The organism is Saccharicrinis sp. GN24d3, from assembly GCF_052400645.1.
GTDB lineage: Bacteria > Bacteroidota > Bacteroidia > Bacteroidales > Marinilabiliaceae > Saccharicrinis.
On the sequence record NZ_JBQTGI010000008.1, the window covers coordinates 27,160 to 44,550 of the forward strand.

General features: G+C 38.7%; 16 protein-coding genes. 6 read left to right on the top strand and 10 right to left on the bottom strand.

Features of this window, described 5'->3' with window-relative positions; genetic code table 11:
- Window positions 1-36 precede the first annotated feature (36 nt).
- A complete protein-coding gene (locus ACT29I_RS10930) occupies window positions 37-984 on the top strand; it encodes a glucosaminidase domain-containing protein (protein WP_430935612.1) in 948 nt (315 codons plus the stop codon).
- Window positions 985-1,339: 355 nt separating this feature from the next.
- Here the strand turns inward: ACT29I_RS10930 and ACT29I_RS10935 are convergent, their stop codons facing one another.
- From ACT29I_RS10935 to ACT29I_RS10960, 6 genes are all read right to left on the bottom strand, one after another.
- On the bottom strand, window positions 1,340-2,314 hold the full coding sequence (locus ACT29I_RS10935) for a T9SS type A sorting domain-containing protein (RefSeq protein WP_430935610.1): 975 nt from the start codon (window positions 2,312-2,314) through the stop codon (window positions 1,340-1,342).
- A gap of 11 nt (window positions 2,315-2,325) precedes the next feature.
- Entirely contained in the window at window positions 2,326-2,910 is a 585-nt protein-coding gene (locus ACT29I_RS10940) for a phage tail protein (RefSeq protein ID WP_430935608.1), read from the bottom strand.
- Window positions 2,911-2,960: 50 nt separating this feature from the next.
- A complete protein-coding gene (locus ACT29I_RS10945) occupies window positions 2,961-3,545 on the bottom strand; it encodes a phage tail protein (protein WP_430935606.1) in 585 nt (194 codons plus the stop codon).
- Between the two features lie 212 nt (window positions 3,546-3,757).
- A complete protein-coding gene (fmt, locus tag ACT29I_RS10950; RefSeq protein ID WP_430935604.1) occupies window positions 3,758-4,735 on the bottom strand; it encodes a methionyl-tRNA formyltransferase in 978 nt (325 codons plus the stop codon).
- A 128-nt stretch (window positions 4,736-4,863) separates the two neighbouring features.
- The gene (locus ACT29I_RS10955; RefSeq protein ID WP_430935602.1) at window positions 4,864-5,052 is read right to left on the bottom strand and encodes a DUF5522 domain-containing protein; all 189 of its coding nucleotides are present in this window, start codon (window positions 5,050-5,052) and stop codon (window positions 4,864-4,866) included.
- 65 nt (window positions 5,053-5,117) lie between these two features.
- Window positions 5,118-6,104, bottom strand: coding sequence for a dihydroorotate dehydrogenase-like protein (locus ACT29I_RS10960; RefSeq protein ID WP_430935600.1), 987 nt, complete (start codon window positions 6,102-6,104; stop codon window positions 5,118-5,120).
- 107 nt (window positions 6,105-6,211) lie between these two features.
- Between ACT29I_RS10960 and ACT29I_RS10965 the strand changes: the two genes are divergently transcribed.
- Complete coding sequence (locus ACT29I_RS10965; RefSeq protein WP_444793429.1) at window positions 6,212-7,282, top strand: anhydro-N-acetylmuramic acid kinase; 1,071 nt, start codon at window positions 6,212-6,214, stop codon at window positions 7,280-7,282.
- Between the two features lie 133 nt (window positions 7,283-7,415).
- Here ACT29I_RS10965 and ACT29I_RS10970 read toward each other — a convergent pair whose 3' ends face one another.
- From ACT29I_RS10970 to ACT29I_RS10980, 3 genes are all read right to left on the bottom strand, one after another.
- The gene (locus ACT29I_RS10970) at window positions 7,416-8,654 is read right to left on the bottom strand and encodes a bifunctional 3,4-dihydroxy-2-butanone-4-phosphate synthase/GTP cyclohydrolase II (protein ID WP_430935596.1); all 1,239 of its coding nucleotides are present in this window, start codon (window positions 8,652-8,654) and stop codon (window positions 7,416-7,418) included.
- Window positions 8,655-8,784: 130 nt separating this feature from the next.
- Window positions 8,785-10,308: an LptF/LptG family permease gene (locus ACT29I_RS10975; RefSeq protein WP_430935594.1), complete on the bottom strand. Its 1,524-nt coding sequence runs from the start codon at window positions 10,306-10,308 to the stop codon at window positions 8,785-8,787.
- Window positions 10,309-10,429: 121 nt separating this feature from the next.
- Window positions 10,430-10,819: an START-like domain-containing protein gene (locus ACT29I_RS10980; protein WP_430935592.1), complete on the bottom strand. Its 390-nt coding sequence runs from the start codon at window positions 10,817-10,819 to the stop codon at window positions 10,430-10,432.
- A gap of 453 nt (window positions 10,820-11,272) precedes the next feature.
- On the opposite strand from ACT29I_RS10980, the gene ACT29I_RS10985 reads away from it, so the two are divergent.
- A complete protein-coding gene (locus ACT29I_RS10985) occupies window positions 11,273-12,067 on the top strand; it encodes a phosphatase PAP2 family protein (protein WP_444793430.1) in 795 nt (264 codons plus the stop codon).
- Window positions 12,068-12,423: 356 nt separating this feature from the next.
- The gene (locus ACT29I_RS10990; protein WP_444793431.1) at window positions 12,424-13,584 is read left to right on the top strand and encodes an alkaline phosphatase; all 1,161 of its coding nucleotides are present in this window, start codon (window positions 12,424-12,426) and stop codon (window positions 13,582-13,584) included.
- Window positions 13,585-13,706: 122 nt separating this feature from the next.
- On the opposite strand, the gene ACT29I_RS10995 is transcribed toward ACT29I_RS10990, so the two are convergent.
- Entirely contained in the window at window positions 13,707-14,072 is a 366-nt protein-coding gene (locus tag ACT29I_RS10995) for a DUF6249 domain-containing protein (protein ID WP_430935586.1), read from the bottom strand.
- A 113-nt stretch (window positions 14,073-14,185) separates the two neighbouring features.
- Between ACT29I_RS10995 and recQ the strand changes: the two genes are divergently transcribed.
- Window positions 14,186-16,303, top strand: coding sequence for a DNA helicase RecQ (recQ, locus tag ACT29I_RS11000; protein ID WP_444793432.1), 2,118 nt, complete (start codon window positions 14,186-14,188; stop codon window positions 16,301-16,303).
- A gap of 23 nt (window positions 16,304-16,326) precedes the next feature.
- Window positions 16,327-17,391: a hypothetical protein gene (locus ACT29I_RS11005; protein WP_444793433.1), complete on the top strand. Its 1,065-nt coding sequence runs from the start codon at window positions 16,327-16,329 to the stop codon at window positions 17,389-17,391.

Here is a 17,391-nt window from a genome sequence, read left to right on the forward strand (position 1 = left end):
TTTATATTTGTCGTTAACTCACAATTAAAGATTACAATGAAAAATATGCTTCGTTTGTCACTATTCATAGTGTTCTTTGCAAGTTCGGTAGTTCTATTAGCACAAAGCAAAAGTCGTGTACAATATATCCAAGAATATCACGAACTGGCCATAAAAGAAATGAACCGTGTGGGAATTCCCGCCAGTATAACCTTGGCACAAGGGATGCTGGAGTCGGGAAACGGTAATTCCACTTTGGCCCGTAAATCCAATAATCACTTTGGCATCAAATGCCATAACGATTGGAGCGGCAGAAAAGTTTACCACGATGACGACCGCAAAGGGGAGTGTTTTAGAAAGTACAAAAACGTTTATCAGTCCTATATCGACCATTCTGATTTTTTAACGGGGAAAAAACGTTATGCTTCGTTGTTCGACTTAAAAACTACCGATTACAAAGGCTGGGCAAAAGGACTTAAAAAGGCAGGATACGCCACCGACCCCAAATATGCGCACCGATTAATCGATATTATTGAGGAAAACGACCTGCACCAATTTGATAAGGGGGGGACATTTGTGCGGAACTGGGGTGGTAGCGACAAATCCATTTTAAAGACTTCATCGGACGATGATTTTACCATAGATGCCTTCGGTGCTCATCAGGTTAAACTTAATAATGGTGTTAAATATGTGACCGTACAGGATGGGGACACTTTTGAAAAAATAAGTCGTGAATTTGGGTTGAAAAGCTGGGAGTTATACACCTATAACGACCTGCCGGAAGATGCACATATTTCGGAGTTCAAATATATTTATGTGCAACCTAAACGAAACAAAGCTCATCGAAAACATAGTTTTCATAAAGTTAAAGAGGGCGAAACGTTGCAATACATCTCCAATAAATATGGTGTGAAGTTAAACCGACTTAATCGTTATAACGAACTGTCGGAGGGGGATAAAATAGAAACAGGACAGTATATTCAGCTTAGAAAACGAAAAAAATAGCGCTGCAAAAAATCACCAACCGGGGGATTTCGTTTTTCAAACATTATTCCCAGCGCACACCTGTATTTTTCCCAAAGGAAACCTTACGCATGGTTCCCATTAGAAAATGTAAGGTTGAGGGAAGGCCATAAAACAAAAAATGTAAATTGTAGCTAATAAGCCTAAACATAAATGCAAAAGATATTTGAGTATTCTGAATATCTTTTGCTTTTATGTTTAGCGTGTATTCTATATGTCAACTTTATACATTGAAACCATAATATGTATACCTCTTAATCTGAATTTAGCTGTTAAAGCCATTCATAAAATAGCATTAAAAGGTTCTACTGCCATAAAATACCCTATCCTCATATCTTTAATGCTGTATAATCAGCTTTTTAGAAAGGTCGCTACGAGGATTTTGAAGTTTTAAGATATACATACCATTGGGTAAATCCGCTATATTTATTCTGTAATCTCCCCGATAGGCCGGATAAATAAATTGTTTTACCTGCATACCGGTACTATTATAGATAAATCCTTGCAAATCCGTATTGGTAATCACTTTCAATGTTAAATCAGTGGAAGCAGGGAGAGGGTATATCCCCATGTCCTCAATGGAAATTAGTTCAGCTACAGTAGGTTCGTCAACCGTAAAACTGCAAGGAAATGGATCCTGTGCAAAAGGAGTCGAATTGTCGGTGTCCCAATTTTCAACGTTATTAATCACTACCAGTAACTCCTCTTTGGTTCCCATTGTTTTTGCACAAGTGTACATGGCGTTGTCATTTTCCACAAAAGAAAAACCATGATAAACATGAACAGCATCTACACCTATGGTCAGGTTAGGAGGTAAATCGGAAGTAGAATTAGAGTAAGAATGTTCGTCAAATGAATCCTGGGGTTTATCTATCCAGTTCTGATTATAATTTATCCCTGCAATAAATCTGGGATTGGATTTCTCACCCTGATAAGCCAGTATCTGGTCTCCCGCTACCGACAAGGTCATTTTATCACCGGTAATTACACCATTGGAGGCTTCAGGTAACTGAACCCCATTGTAGGTTTTAACCCGGATTACTTCCCCTGCCAATACTTCCGATGAGGCAGTCCAGGTAAAATGACTTTCGGGATATTCACTGTTAAATTCTCCGGTGGCTGTCCAGCCGTTGTCTGTAAAGTTTATTTTGGTATCTGTAACTACATTATTGAGCAGAACAAAAGAAAAATCATCCGTGCTACCATCGCTGTTTATCGCGATAAACGCGATATCTCCTTCTTCCAGGATTGTTTGAGTATGGCTAACCATTGTGATTAGAAAGGTCACCATTATAAAAAATATTTTTTTCATAGCTTACCATTTTAGTTTCGGGAAGGGTAAATACCAGTTAATGCGATGATATAATTCACCGTAATATAGGGCTGCACATTATTCACAGCCTGGTTTGCGCCCGTATTCCCAATTGATACGTTTGGAGCGCCCCCATTGGCATTTTGATTGGTAGAGTACATATTCTCTCCCGAAACCGCCGGATATGTACCTGTCGGGTCATCCGAATTGGCTTCATCATCATATACGTGATTAACAATGGATACACTATGAGAATGGGACGGGAGCTGCGTTATGTTAAGGGTGTTGTTTTCTGTGCCGCTCTTTTCTCCCAATACTCTCCGGCTTAATCCCGGACCCTGACCAGGGTGCATTGGCACTCTGCTGCGCAGGTCGGGCAAAGCAAAGGTAGTTCTTCCATCTCCTCCGTAGGTGGTTCCTAAGATAGAGAACAGTGCGCTATTATTGGCTATTGATAACAACTGACCATCACAAAAGGCCCAGCCTCTTGGTTCGTAATTTCCGGCAAACATCCTTACCTCTCCAATAAAAGGTTCCTGTGCCATAATACCAGTCGAAGTAATTAATAAGCATACAATAAGTATATGTTTTTTCATGTTCTTAAGCTTTTAATTGAAAAATGTTTTTAAGTACAATGGAGAATCTCCTAGTTTCGTGGGGGAAATAAGCCATATAAACATATGATGTAATTAATACAGGTATAGGGTTGCATATTGTTGATGGCTTGATTGCCACCGGTATTTCCGATCTGAACAACAGGGCCGGCCGCTTCTGCATTATGATGTGTAGAATACATGTTCTCACCCGACATAGCCGGATATTTCCCGGTAGGATCATCGGAATCGGCTTCCATGTTGTAAACCGGGTTAGTTACGGCAAGGGCATGCGTATGGTTTGGCATTTGGTTCACCGTCAGTGTCTCGGTTTCTGTTCCTCCTTTTTGTCCTAGTGTCCTGGGGGATAGTCCGGGGCCATTCCCTTCATGCACTGCCAGGCGACCTCTTAAATCGGGTAAGGCAAAAGTGGTTCTTCCATCGCCTCCATACGTGGTTCCTAAAATGGAGAACAAAGACTGGTTTTGATTAATAAGTAAAAGTTGTCCATCGCACAAGGCCCAGTTCCTGGGTGCAAAATTACCGGCGAACATTTTTATTTCACCCAAATAACCTTCCTGCGCGTAAGCGCATGTAGCGAAAACAAAAAGTGTAACTAGTGTAAAAAGCTTTCTCATAACAAATTGGTTTTTGTAATTAATCGATATCTTCTAATAAGATAACATCCTATAAACCATTTTGTCAATTTTTATTAGCCTCTAATCAAGATTCTTTTTATGAATGCATTAAAAATGATGACGAGCAATTTAAAATAAATCATAGTATAATAGCCTAAGAAATTACGAATTAAGGAGTTGTTCGGGCATAAGCACAATAATATCTTGAGTTGTCAGAAAGCAATCTGGCAATGATCCAATTCTTTAAATCCGTTTAAAAACTCTTTAGCTGTCATGCGCTTTTTGCCGGCTAATTGAAGTATATGTATTTTTAAGGTTCCTCCATTGCCCGAAATCTCGATGGTGGATTTTCCATCGGTAATGATGGTGCCAATTGGTTTCAGGTTGTCTTCCTTAATTTCAGTTTCAAATATCTTAAGGCCGAGTTTTTTGCCATTTGTGTTTATAATTTCCGTCCAGGCGGCAGGGTAGGGGCTGAGTCCTCTTATTTTGTTGTGTACTTGCTCCAAAGGTTGTGACCAATCAATTTTACAGTCCTCTTTAAATATTTTGGGTGCCGGATTTAACACTGTGTTCTTGCCAATCAGGTCATCCTGTGTTTTAGTTTCAACGGTGCCTTTACGAATTTTGTCAACCGTTTCCAATACCAGCTCAGCCCCCAGTACCATCATCTTATCGTGAACCGATCCTGCTGTGTCTTCGTCAGTTATGGGCATCTTTTTTTGGTCGATGATATTGCCGGTATCAATTTCGTGCTGAAGGAAGAAGGTAGTTACACCTGTTTCCTTGTCGCCATTCATTACCGCCCAGTTGATAGGGGCGGCACCACGGTACTGTGGTAATAACGACCCGTGAAGATTGAATGTGCCCAAACGTGGCATATTCCATACTACTTCCGGCAGCATCCTAAAGGCCACAATTACTTGTAAATCGGCTTTTAAAGCCCGCAGCTCCTCCAGGAAGGATTCCGCTCTCAGTTTTTCTGGCTGTAATACGGGTATGTTATGCTGCATCGCATAGTCCTTGACCGGTGAAGTTTTGATCTTCTGCCCTCTTCCTGCCGGTTTATCAGGTACCGTGATGACACCTACCACATTATATTGGTTCTCCACAAGAATCCTCAGGCTTTCAACCGCAAATTCGGGGGTGCCCATAAAAACGATACGTAAATCTTCTTTATTTATTGACATGTTCTGATTTGGTTTTTAGCTATTGATGATTGGCTGTTAGTAGTTTGCTGTATTAGTTGTTCCTTGTTGAATACCAGAGGCATTCATCTTTTATGCATTCATCGTTCCGACTTTATACCTATCTACATTTACTCCAACGAAGTATTTCCTTTTTGATGTTTGGGGTGATAAGGACAGTACTTGCATCCGTTACCGCAGCAATAACCCCGTTCTGACAGATATTTTTTTGTCATTATCCTAAAACCGCGTGGGTCCATCATAAAATCCACACCTTCCTTTAAAGGCTTTTGCGGATAGTAGTCATCGATATAATCCATTCTCTGTTTTTTGCAAAGATAGAAAAATAGATAAAAGCCACGATCCATTGGCTCATTGCCAACGATTATTTCTCCGAAAAATGTTTCATGAACTGAATTCTAAGGTATCCGGCTGGGTTTATTGCTTTTGACTGACTAAGCATTCCTTTTATTTGTTCAATTGTGCTAAAATCCTTTTTCATCATCCAGGTTTTTAAGTCGTTTAGCATTAACTGGATATGCGCAAAACCGTTTTTGTAGAGTGTAGAAGCAACCTGAACGGTTGAAGCTCCGGCCAGGAGCATTTTTATTAAGGTATTGCCATCGTGAATGCCCGTTGATGCGGATAAATCGCACTCTACACGATCGCTCATAATGGCAATCCATCTCAGCGGCATAATATAATCCGTTGGAGAGCTGAATTTATTGGCCGGGACAATGTCAAAGGAGTCAATATCAATATCGGGAGAATAAAACCTGTTGAAAAGGACGATACCATCCACACCTGCGTTGGAAAATCGAGTGAGCATCGCTGCCAGATTAGAGAAGTAATTACTTATTTTAATGGAGATAGGTATAGAGACTTCCTTTTTAACCGCATTAATGATCTCGAAATATACTTTTTCGTTTTCAGCACTTGTCGATTCAGGATCCGAAGGTAAGATGGATATGTTAAGTTCCAGTCCATCGGCACCGGCATCTTCAAGAGACTTAGCGAAGTAAGGCCAATTGTGAGCAGTGAGGCAATTGATACTGGCAATAACCGGTATTTGTGTGTTTTGCTTGCAATCCGTAATAAGCTTTAAATATTGGGTTAACGTATCTTCCACATCATACGACTCATAAAACTCCATGGTTTCGGGATACAAATAATTTTCTGAGTGCATCTTGTTTAACTCATGCTCCATTTCAGTAACAATCTCCTCTTCAAACAATGATTTCAACACTACGGCTCCGGCACCATGCTTTTCTAGTTCGATAATGTCATGTAACGAATTGGTTAATCCCGAAGCAGCGGCTATTATAGGGCTTTTGAGTTTAAGTCCCATATAAGAGGTAGATAAATCTAGCATAATAGTATATTTGAATAGTTTAATAAGATATCCTAATTTAAACATTATTTTATAGATGAAGCAAGATTAAAGTCATCTATTTGAATTCGTAAATCGTTTTATAGTTTATGGACAATAAAAACACATATAAGGCAGTTGGATTAATGAGTGGAACTTCGCTTGATGGTTTGGATTTGGTTTTAAGTGAATTTGTGCGTTCCCGGAATGTATGGGATTTTAAGATTCTAAAGGGGAAAACGGTTGAATATTCCGGAAAGATGAAAGAGGATTTGTCCCGTGCGCAGCGTTTAAGCGCATACGACTTTGTTGAACTGCACCGACGGTATGGCCAATATATGGGGCAAGAAGTGGCCAAATTTGTTTCCGATGAGATAGGGATCGATTTTGTGGCATCGCATGGGCATACGGTTTTTCACGAACCCGGGAAAAATGTTACATTCCAGATTGGTTGTGGAGCTCAGATTGCGGCAGGGAGCGGTTTAAATGTTGTTTCCGATTTTAGAACCCTGGATATCGCGTTTGGGGGACAAGGTGCTCCTTTGGTTCCCATGGGCGATAGACTTTTGTTTGGACATTACGGGGCTTGTGTTAATCTTGGTGGTTTCGCTAACATATCGTACGAAGATAAGGACAACCGTATTGCGTTTGATATTTGTCCGGTTAATATTGTGCTCAACGATTTGGTAAATAATGGGTTCGGACATGCATATGACAAAGGAGGAGAGCTTGGAGCCCAAGGGAAAATGAAAGAAAGTATGTTGGATGAATTAAACAAGCTCAACTATTATCAGGTTTCAGAGCCAAAGTCATTAGCCAGGGAATGGGTGGAGGAGGTTTTTAACCCTGTTTTAAATAAGTATGAACACATTAATGTAAAGGATAAATTGGCGACATGCTACTTTCATTTTGCGCAACAGATAGCCCATGTCCTAAACAAAAATAAGATTGGAAGCGCCCTTTTTACCGGAGGTGGCACGTTCAATACGTATCTGATGAAACTAATTTCCGGTTTTGCGGAAACCGAGCTAGTAATTCCAGACAAACAAGTCGTTGATTTTAAGGAAGCTCTGATTTTTGCATTCCTGGGTGTTTTGAGAATGGAAGAACAAGTAAACTGTTTGTCGTCAGTTACCGGAGCTCGCCAAGATAATATTGGAGGAAGTGTGTTTATCCTTTAAACCCGGATTATATTAGAGGTACGTATTTTGTTTTGTAAAACTTTCTGATTTATATCTCATAAAAAAAGACAAGGTTCTCGATTGGAGAAGCTTGTCTTTTTTTAATTCGTTTAAATCGCCTTAGCGGTTGTAACTATATTTTTTTTTCGTACTTGAAAAATTCCAGGTTATGTCCCATTTTTTCCTTTTTGGTTTTCATATAAAACTCGTTATAAGGATTGGGTTTTACTTCAATGGGTATGTTTTCAACTACTTCAAGCCCGTAACCTTGCAGTCCAATACGCTTAATCGGGTTGTTGCTCATCAATCTCATTTTGCACACGCCCAGTTCCCTTAATATTTGTGCGCCAACACCATAGTCTCTTTCGTCGGCTTCAAATCCCAGTTCAACATTTGCATCAACGGTATCCATGCCTTCTTCCTGAAGTTTGTAGGCTTTTATCTTGTTCATTAAGCCTATTCCTCGTCCTTCCTGGTTCATATATACGATAACACCTTTCCCTTCGCTCTCAATGGCTTCCATAGCTTTGTGCAACTGCTCACCGCATTCACATCGTTTCGAATGGAAAATATCTCCTGTAGCACACGAGGAGTGTACTCGAACTAAAATTGGTTCGTCAGCTTCCCATTCTCCTTTTATCAAGGCCATATGTTCCAGTCCGTTGGATTTTTGTTTAAAGGGTATAAATTGGAAGTCGCCGTATTCAGTGGGCATATTTACCTGAACACCTTTTATGACCAAACTTTCTTTTTTAAGTCTATAGGCAATCAGATCCTTAATGGTAATCAGTTTCAGATTAAATTTTTTGGCTATCTCCACAAGTTCGGGAAGTCGGGCCATGGTGCCGTCCTCGTTCATTATCTCCACCAAAACGGCAACAGGCGAAAGGCCTGCCAACCTGGCAAGATCCACTGCCGCTTCGGTATGTCCAGCTCTTCGCAGAACTCCTCTTTCTTTGGCTTTTAAAGGGAATATGTGTCCGGGTCTACCCAGGTCTTCAGGCTGAGTTTTTTTGTCGCACAGGGCTAAAATGGTTTTGGCTCTATCCGATGCGGAGATGCCCGTTGTACACCCATGTCCGTTAAGATCAACCGAAACAGTGAAAGGAGTAGCATGAAGTGCGGTATTTTTGCCTACCATCAACTCCAAATCCAGTTCTTGGCAACGTTTTTCCGTAATTGGGGTACAAATCAAACCCCGGCCATGTGTTGCCATAAAGTTTACCTTTTCAGGTGTCATCAACTCGCCGGCGGCAATAAAATCTCCCTCATTCTCTCTGTCTTCATCGTCGATAACAATGATAAGCTCTCCTTTTTTGATGGCATCAATGGCCTCTTCAATCGTGTTTAATTGATATGTTTTATCGCTCATGGCAACAATAATATTTTATAGTATAGTGTTTTTTAGGCTCGCAAAGGTAATTAAATATTTTACGCTCAACAATGAAATAACTCACTCCCTTTTACCCAAATTATTATCCGGGATTGTTGAAGGGCGCGTCTTAGTTGATTCCGGCCTTCTTCTTTTTGAAACGTGAAAACAACTTTTGGAAAAAGATAGTGTAAGCATCTGCGTTTAAAATAGCTGAATCCGAGGCTGCTTTGTAGGTTAGGAAAACACCAATAGGAAACAAAACAACCGATGATAACCACATTCCCATATGTGGCGGCCATACTTCTTCTTTGCTTACTTTTAAACCGAAAGTGTCGATGATGTAATAAATAATAAAAAACACCACGGAGATCACTACCGGCATTCCGAGTCCGCCTTTGCGAATGATAGCACCCAACGGGGCACCGATAAAAAAGAAAATAAAGCAGGCAAACGACAGGGTAAACTTTCGGTGCCACTCTATTTTGTGACGAACCAGGTGGTAGTCTACTTTATCAATATTGATCAATTGCTCGTCTATTTGTCCTTTGGTGTCGCGGGCCCGCCTTAGCGCATTTTCAAGTGTCATCACCTTCTTCTGTGCGTCAAAGCTCTCAAATACACTGTCTATATTCGCAATCGCAAACTCGTCTATTTTTCTTTCCCTAAATGTTTCCATCAACGTTGAATCCATTTTAGCTTTTTCTTCAATGGCTTGCCTTGCTTTCCGGTTCATCGATTTGTTTTGGCTAAAGTAATTACTTTGTACGCGAGGTTTTAACTTTTCAATAATACTATCCCTTTCTTGTTGCAGCGTATCGGAGTCGTTGGCCAATTGTTTAAGGTTTTTCATCCTGTTATGATTCTTGAAAAGACCTTCGTCATATCGGTTAAAGTCCATTCCTTGCATGGGAATAAGAGCTACTTGCTTTTTAAAATAGTCCACTCTGAACTGTTGCCGGTCCTTTTTTCGGATGCTTCTTTTTTGGCGGTCTGCCTTTTCATCATACGTTACGCCGTCCCAAAGTGTCAGTTTTAACGATTTCTTATCGCTTGAAAACTCCAACATTCCAGAATCTGCAATAGTCACATTGCTGTTTTTGGCAAGCTTGTTTCTATGGTCGTAAATCATAATGTCGTATAGCATCTCATCCGTCTTCGACTTCTTTTCTATTTTAATGCTGAAATCCGTAAGTCCGTTGTAAAATACTTTTTCTTTAATGTCAAACTCCGGGCTAGCTTGCCGGACCGACCATAAAAGGCTATATAGCTTTAGGTTGGCTACGGGTAACACGTTGTTAGAGAATTTGAAAGCACCTAAGCATACAATAACGGTCAAGATGACTAATGGTGCCATTATACGTGGCAACGAAATGCCTGCCGATTTAAGTGCCGTTAGCTCATAGTTTTCGCCTAAATTCCCAAACGACATTAACGAAGCTAAAAGTATGGCAAGCGGCAGGGCCATTGGTACCACCTGAAGAGAAGCATAGAATATGAGTTCTGCAAGCACGTTAAGTTCTAATCCTTTGCCTACCAAATCATCAACATATCGCCACAAAAATTGCATCACCAATATAAAAAGCGAAATAAAAAAGGTCATGACGAGTGGGCTCAAATAGCTTTTTAAGATGAATATATGCAGTCGCTTCATGTTTCTGTATTACTTTTTTTGCTGTCGGTATGCATGAATAATGCCAAAAAAAATGCATCCTTGGAACCGGCAAATTCCAAGAATGCAAAGTTAATTTAATATTTTAATGTACGCCAAAAAATTAAACAGAGCCTAAGCCATGTTTAAGCTGGTCTATCTGTTGGTTCCATAACTCAACAGAATCTTCCTTTTCGTCATTCTCGATGAAATCGGTTACCACAAGAGCCGTTTCCCCGGTCAATTCATCCACATTGATGCTGAATTCAAAATAGGTGTCTTCCTCTTCGTCATCCAACCAGTGAAACCTAATGTACTTGTTATCCTTCTTAGAAATTAATTTGGCTTCTTGTTCAGATTGATCCCAGATAAAAGTATATTTTTCTCCTTTTACATTTACGTCATCCGCAAACCATTCCGAAAGGCCACTTGGTGTCGACAATCGGTTGAACAAGATGGAAGGTGAAGTTCTAATAATAAATTCAAGCTCAATTTTTTCTTTTAGTTCTGCCATTGCAAAAAATTATTGTATAGGTTTAATGTACCGCGTACAATATAATATATTTAACGCTATTTATGAAACTAGTGTGAAGCTTGATTATTTCCCAAATTAATTTTCACCCTATTTTCCTTGCTCCTGCTTTACGCTTTTTTTGTTGTAGCTTAGGCTTCCAACATAGCGGGACAGGCTATGTCCGGGTAACTTGCCTTGGATAAAGATTATTTATTATCAAAATTCTAGTTCATAGAATTATAGCACTCTTGATACTTACTTTTAATTAAATATAAATGCTGCAAGTCTGTCGTTTCTGTTTTTTTGTAATTGATTTAAATGATATGTAATTGTTCCTGTTTGATCGTACAAGGAAGTTATAATTCAATTACGGCATAAAAAACGTAACTGTCAATAGTAATTGATAATTAATTGGCCGATTCCATTACTTTTGTGGTCAAAAGTACAAAACTGATGCGTTTTAATAATAGAAAAACCCTAAGGTGGGTATTTGCATGTTCAACATGTTCCCTAATTCTGGTTGCAACAACATTTATATTGCCAATAGAGGATATTGCCGTTTTTCAGAATAGTTGGGTCTTTTTTTGGATATTTATAACCAATACAGGCGGAACTATTGGGATTTCACTTTTGCTGCTTATGTTCTCTATTGTACTTGTTTGGAATAAAGAGTTAAATAACAAATTATTAAAAGTTGTTCGATGGTTTCTGCTTTTATCGTTTGTTGTAGGAGGGACTGCATTGGTGAATGAGTTTTTATTAAAAGAACAGCTGAAAATATATCGACCAAGCATTTTATTGCTTGAAAAAGAAATAGGACTAAATGCTGAATTTTTCTATGCACAAGAAAATAAAAGTAGAAGAAGGGAATATTTAAACAGGTACTTATCGGAAAATAATATAACGGAGATTGAAATTGACGGGAAAAAAGTAAATAACAATACCCTAAAAGTATGGATTAAAGAGGCTGGTTATTCTTTTCCTTCAGGTCATTCGGTATCCGCTTTTCTGTTAGCAACTTTGTTAGGATATTTGCTTATAATTCGTTTGACCACCAAATATAAGTGGTGGATTATATTATTGTTTTTTTGGGCTGTAACTATAGCGAGTTCGAGGGTCATTCTCGGTGTTCATAGTCCCGTTGATGTTTTTTTGGGAGCTTTGTGGGGAAGCGTAATAGGATATGCTATAATATTGTCGAATACTTTTAAAAGGTGGTTTTCTGTGGATGAGACCCCTATGAAATAGGGTATAAAAAAAGGACAGATTGAAAAATCTGTCCTTTACCCTTAATTCAGCTAACTAAATCCAAGTTTTATGAAAAATCCCTGTTGCAAATATGTGGAATAATGTGCGATATAATTCGATGTTTTCTGTTAACATTGGTTAAACAATGTTATTTAGTCATCGGGTATTCCTAATTGTTTTGAAAAAAGGTTTGAATGGCTTTTCCATAATTTAACGTTTAATTCAAATTTAGGTGAAGAGTCATTAATCAGATGAACCAAGTGTAATCTGGTGGGTTATTGATGAGGAAAAGTTTTATTAACTTGCCAGGGATTAATAATATTATATAAAAACAAACAAATAACTTATCAAAAGTAATGAAAAATATAGCATTTAGAGTTCTCGCATTGATATGCTTATTGCCTTTGGCTAACGTATATGCGCAAGAGAATTATAAGGAGAAGGATTCAAAATATACGTATCAGAATGAGGGCTTTTATGAGGTTAAGATTTATTCGGAGGACCAATTGAAGTTTAAAAAACACCCCAGAAATATCATCCTGTTAATAGGAGATGGGATGGGGGTATCGCAGGTTTTTTCCGGTATTACCGCCAACAAGGGTAAGCTTCATTTGCAAAATATGAAAGCCATAGGTTTTGCAAAAACACAAAGCTCATCCCATTATATTACCGATTCTGCCGCAGGTGGTACGGCTTTGTCATGCGGGAAAAAAACATATAATGGTGCCATTGGTGTTGACCCAGATAAAAATCCATTGGAAACTATTTTGGAAATTGCGGAAAAGAATGATAAAGCAACAGGGTTGGTTTCCACTTCAGCGATCACACATGCTACACCGGCATCTTTTATTGCCCATCAGCCGCAACGGAATATGTACGAAGAGATTGCTGCAGATTTCCTTAAAACCGATATTGATGTGTTTATTGGAGGTGGCGAAACATTTTTTAAAGAGCGTAAAGATGGTAGGGATTTAACTAATGAATTGAAAGGCAATGGGTACAAGGTATTTAATAATTTGAAGGATGCCAAATCAACAAAGTCCGGCAAATTAGCGGTACTTACCGCACCGGAACACAACGAAAAGTTCTCGCAAAGAGGGGCAATGCTGCAGGAGGCAACGGATAAATCATTGGAGATTTTGTCGCAGGATAAAGATGGTTTCTTTTTGATGGTGGAAGGCTCTCAGATTGATTGGGGTGGACATCAGAACAACACTTCGTATGTGGTTGGGGAAATGTTGGATTTTGACAAGATGATTGGCGATGTCCTTGAATTTGCGGTGAAGGACAGGGAGACACTGGTGATTGTAACCGCTGATCACGAAACCGGGGGCATTGCTTTGTTGGACAGCGATATTGCAAAAGGTTTTGTTAAGGCAGGTTTTGCTACTGGAGGTCATACCGGGGTAATGGTTCCGGTTTTTGCGTTTGGTCCGGGGGCACAGGAATTTATGGGTATCTACGAAAACACGGCCATCTTCGATAAGATGTTGAAATTGTTCCGATTCAAAAATTAAAAAAAAACTAAGGATGGCATCTTTATAAGTGCACTATATATAAAGATGCTATCCTTAGTTTTCACCATCTTAAATGGTATTATTACCCCGAAATTGTTATTGTAAAAGGACGTTTTTCGGGTTTACAATATCTTCTTTTCCTTTTTGTTTTTCTCGTCAAGCTTATTTTGCAATAAGTAATAGGCCAATAAGCTAATTCCGCCCAGGATAAATACCGGAGACAGATAAGCTACCGCTTCTTCCATATTGGTGTTGTGGGCCAGATAGTCTCCAACCAATAATCCCAGTCCAACACCTATAAATAATATTCCAAATTTTAAAGCTTGACTTATCAAAGGTTTTTTATCTCCCTCATTAAATATCGATGCTTCTTTTCCTGCCGCAATAAGCGAGGTTCTCTCTATTCTTCTGTTCTTGTAATAAGAAGTCATTATTATCATTGTAAAAATACAAATGAATAACACGATGGGTACTAATATTCCTTCCATGATATATGTAATATTGAGTTGCTTTTTTGTTTCTATTATTTTAGACTACCACTTTAAATTATCGGTTACAACTTTTTTGAAAAAAGGTTATTAAAATTGAATACTTTTGTGCAATGGCAATAGAACAAGCAAAAGAAATACTTAAAAGTGTTTTTGGTTACGGTAGTTTTCGGCCCATGCAGCAAAAGGTAATTGAGGCGGCTCTAAATAAAAAGGACTGTTTGGTTTTGATGCCCACCGGTGGAGGTAAGTCAATATGTTTTCAAATACCGGCGCTTACATTACCCGGTGTAACCATAGTTGTGTCTCCACTTATCGCGTTAATGAAAGACCAGGTTGAAGCCTTAAAAGTGAATGGGGTTGGTGCAGAATTCTTAAATAGTTCATTGTCGGAGGAGGAGCAATCAGGAATCATTAATAAGCTGCAGGAAGGAAAAATTAAACTGCTCTATGTTTCTCCGGAAAAAATGAATTCGGAGCGTTTTTATTATACGATGCTGCAAATAGATATCAATCTGATAGCGATTGATGAAGCGCATTGTATTTCGTCGTGGGGACACGATTTTAGACCGGATTATAAAAAGCTGGGATATTTAAAAAAGCAATTTAAGGATGTGCCGATAATGGCCCTGACAGCCACAGCTGATCCGTTGACACAGAGTGACATAGCAATACAGCTAAAGCTTAATAAACCGAAGGTATTCAAAGATTCGTTTAGTAGGCCTAATATTTTTATTGAAGCGCGACCTGCCTATAAACGTAAGGAAGTGATTTTAGATTTTGTTCAAGGTCGAGAAGATGAATCAGGCATAGTGTATTGTTTGAGTAAGAAAAATACTGAGGATTTGTCCCGGTTTTTGCGGAAAAATGGCATAGCTTCAGGTTTTTACCATGCCGGGATGGAGGCTTCGGTCAGAAACAGAGTACAAAATGATTTTATTAATGACAGGATCAAGGTGGTTTGTGCAACCATAGCCTTTGGAATGGGTATTGATAAATCGAATGTGCGTTGGGTGATTCATCATAATCTGCCCAAGAATATTGAAGGTTATTACCAGGAAATTGGTCGAAGTGGGCGTGATGGTATGCCAGCTCATGCTTTGCTGTTTTATGGCATACAGGATTATAAAATTCTTTCAGGCTTCAATGATGAATCGGAACGTAAAGTAGTATTAAATGCCCGATTGGATAGGATGATGCATTTTGCGGAATCCAACCATTGCAGAAGAAAGCTATTACTCAATTATTTTGGAGAATGGACCACAGAAAACTGCGGGGAATGTGATAATTGTAAGGGTAATCCCATCTTGTTTAATGGTACTATATTGGCCCAAAAGGCTTTGTCGGCAGTGGCCCGTCTACAGGGAAAAATTCCCAAAGAATTGTTGGCTCAGGTTATGACGGGAAACAGAACACCAGATATTGTTGCCGGAAAATTCGATGCTATTAAAACCTTTGGTGCCGGAGCTGATACTTCAGAGGATGATTGGAATCGGGTTGTTAATCAGTTGATAAGTCTAGGATATATAAAAGTAGAATACCAATTGGGTAGTATTCTTACACTGACTCCCTTGAGTAAGCAGGTACTTTTTGAGGGAGCAAGCATCATGTTGCATAAGTTGGATGAGAAAATTAAAAGGGCAAAACCTGCGGAGACAGTTAAGCGAGTTGCTCCATCAAAATCATTTAATCAGGAAAAAGGATTATTTGAACGGTTGCGACAGTTAAGACGAAAGATGGCTGTGGAGCAGGGTGTTCCTCCGTATATTTTATTTTCAGATGCTACTTTGGCTGAGATGGTGGAAAACAGGCCAACCAATGAGTGGGAAATGAAAGAAATTTCGGGAGTTGGAAATACCAAATGGGACAGGTATGGGCAGGTATTCGTAGATGAAATTAAAGGTTATTTAAATGATACAGGCAATAAACCAAAACCAGCATATCTCAAATCATTTGAATTATATCAGCAAGGCCTTTCCCCTGAAATGATTGCTGCTCAAACGGGGAATAATGTTATCACTGTATATTCTCATTTAGCCATCTTATACGAAAAAGGAGAACCGGTTGATATTGCGCAATACGTAATGCCTTACGAATTGGTAGAAGTTGAGAAAACCTTAAAGCATCTTCCCAATGCTAGCTTACAAGAGGTTTATGAAGCAACCCAAAAACAAATCCCTCATCATGTCATTCGACTGGCAATGACTTTGTTAAAGGTAAATAAGCAATAATTTTATAACCAAATATTCCAATTATGATTCAACAATACAAAGTCTATATTGATCCCAGTTCAAAAATTCTTTATTCTTCATATTACATTAAAGGTCTATACGATTGTTTTGGAAAAAAGCATGTTACATTCTCGAGTAAACCATTTATAGGATTGAAAAAAAGGAAAGATAACGAGTTGTTTGATCATTTCATGGCTTTTGTAATTGCATGGGGTGGAACAGAATATAAGTTTATTGTAGACTTTTGGGATAAAACTTTAATAGATGAGTACGCTTACCATTGGTGCGACGCTTATGCCAAAATAAATGTATCAAAAGAATCCGTTTTTGAAAAGGATAAATTAGTGCCAATTCCACCTGGGTTTGGGATTAAAATCTGGAACAAGAAGGATAGTTTAATTCATTGTTTGAAAAACTATTTTATCAGTAAAAGAGACCCGCATATTAAGTTTAGCCGGCATTGGGAAGACTATATGGATCAATATGAAAGGCCTGCCATAAAGGCCTACGAAAACAATGATAGTGACATCTTAAATAAGAAACCATATATATTTATGATTGGGAGATTGTGGCCACATGTGAACTGCATAAAAACCACAAACCCTTTGCGAAGGGAGTTTATTAGGGTTTGTAAAAAATTAGATGTTGAATTTGAAGGAGGATTGTTTGCAAATAGTAACCATCCGGAATATGAGGCATATAAGGATGTTTCGTTTACATCAAAAGTGGATGTGCAAACATACGTTCGTAATACCAAAAAATCAATTTTAGTTTTTAATACGCCTGCTGTTCATGATTGTCACGGCTGGAAATTAGCGGAATATTTTGCAATGGGGAAAGCCATTGTTACCACAAAATTGTCCAATTATATTCCACTTGACAATGATGCTGCCTTGCCTATTCATGAAGTCAGTACTGTTGATAATATAGAATCGGATGTAAAACTGTTAATTGAAGATGCAGCGTATAGAAATGATTTAAAGAATAGAGCAAGAAAATATTATAACAATGTAGCTAAGCCCAGCAAAGTAATCGAGGTTTTGGTTAAAAAGGTAATTCCAGGCTTTCAACATTATGCACGATCTTAA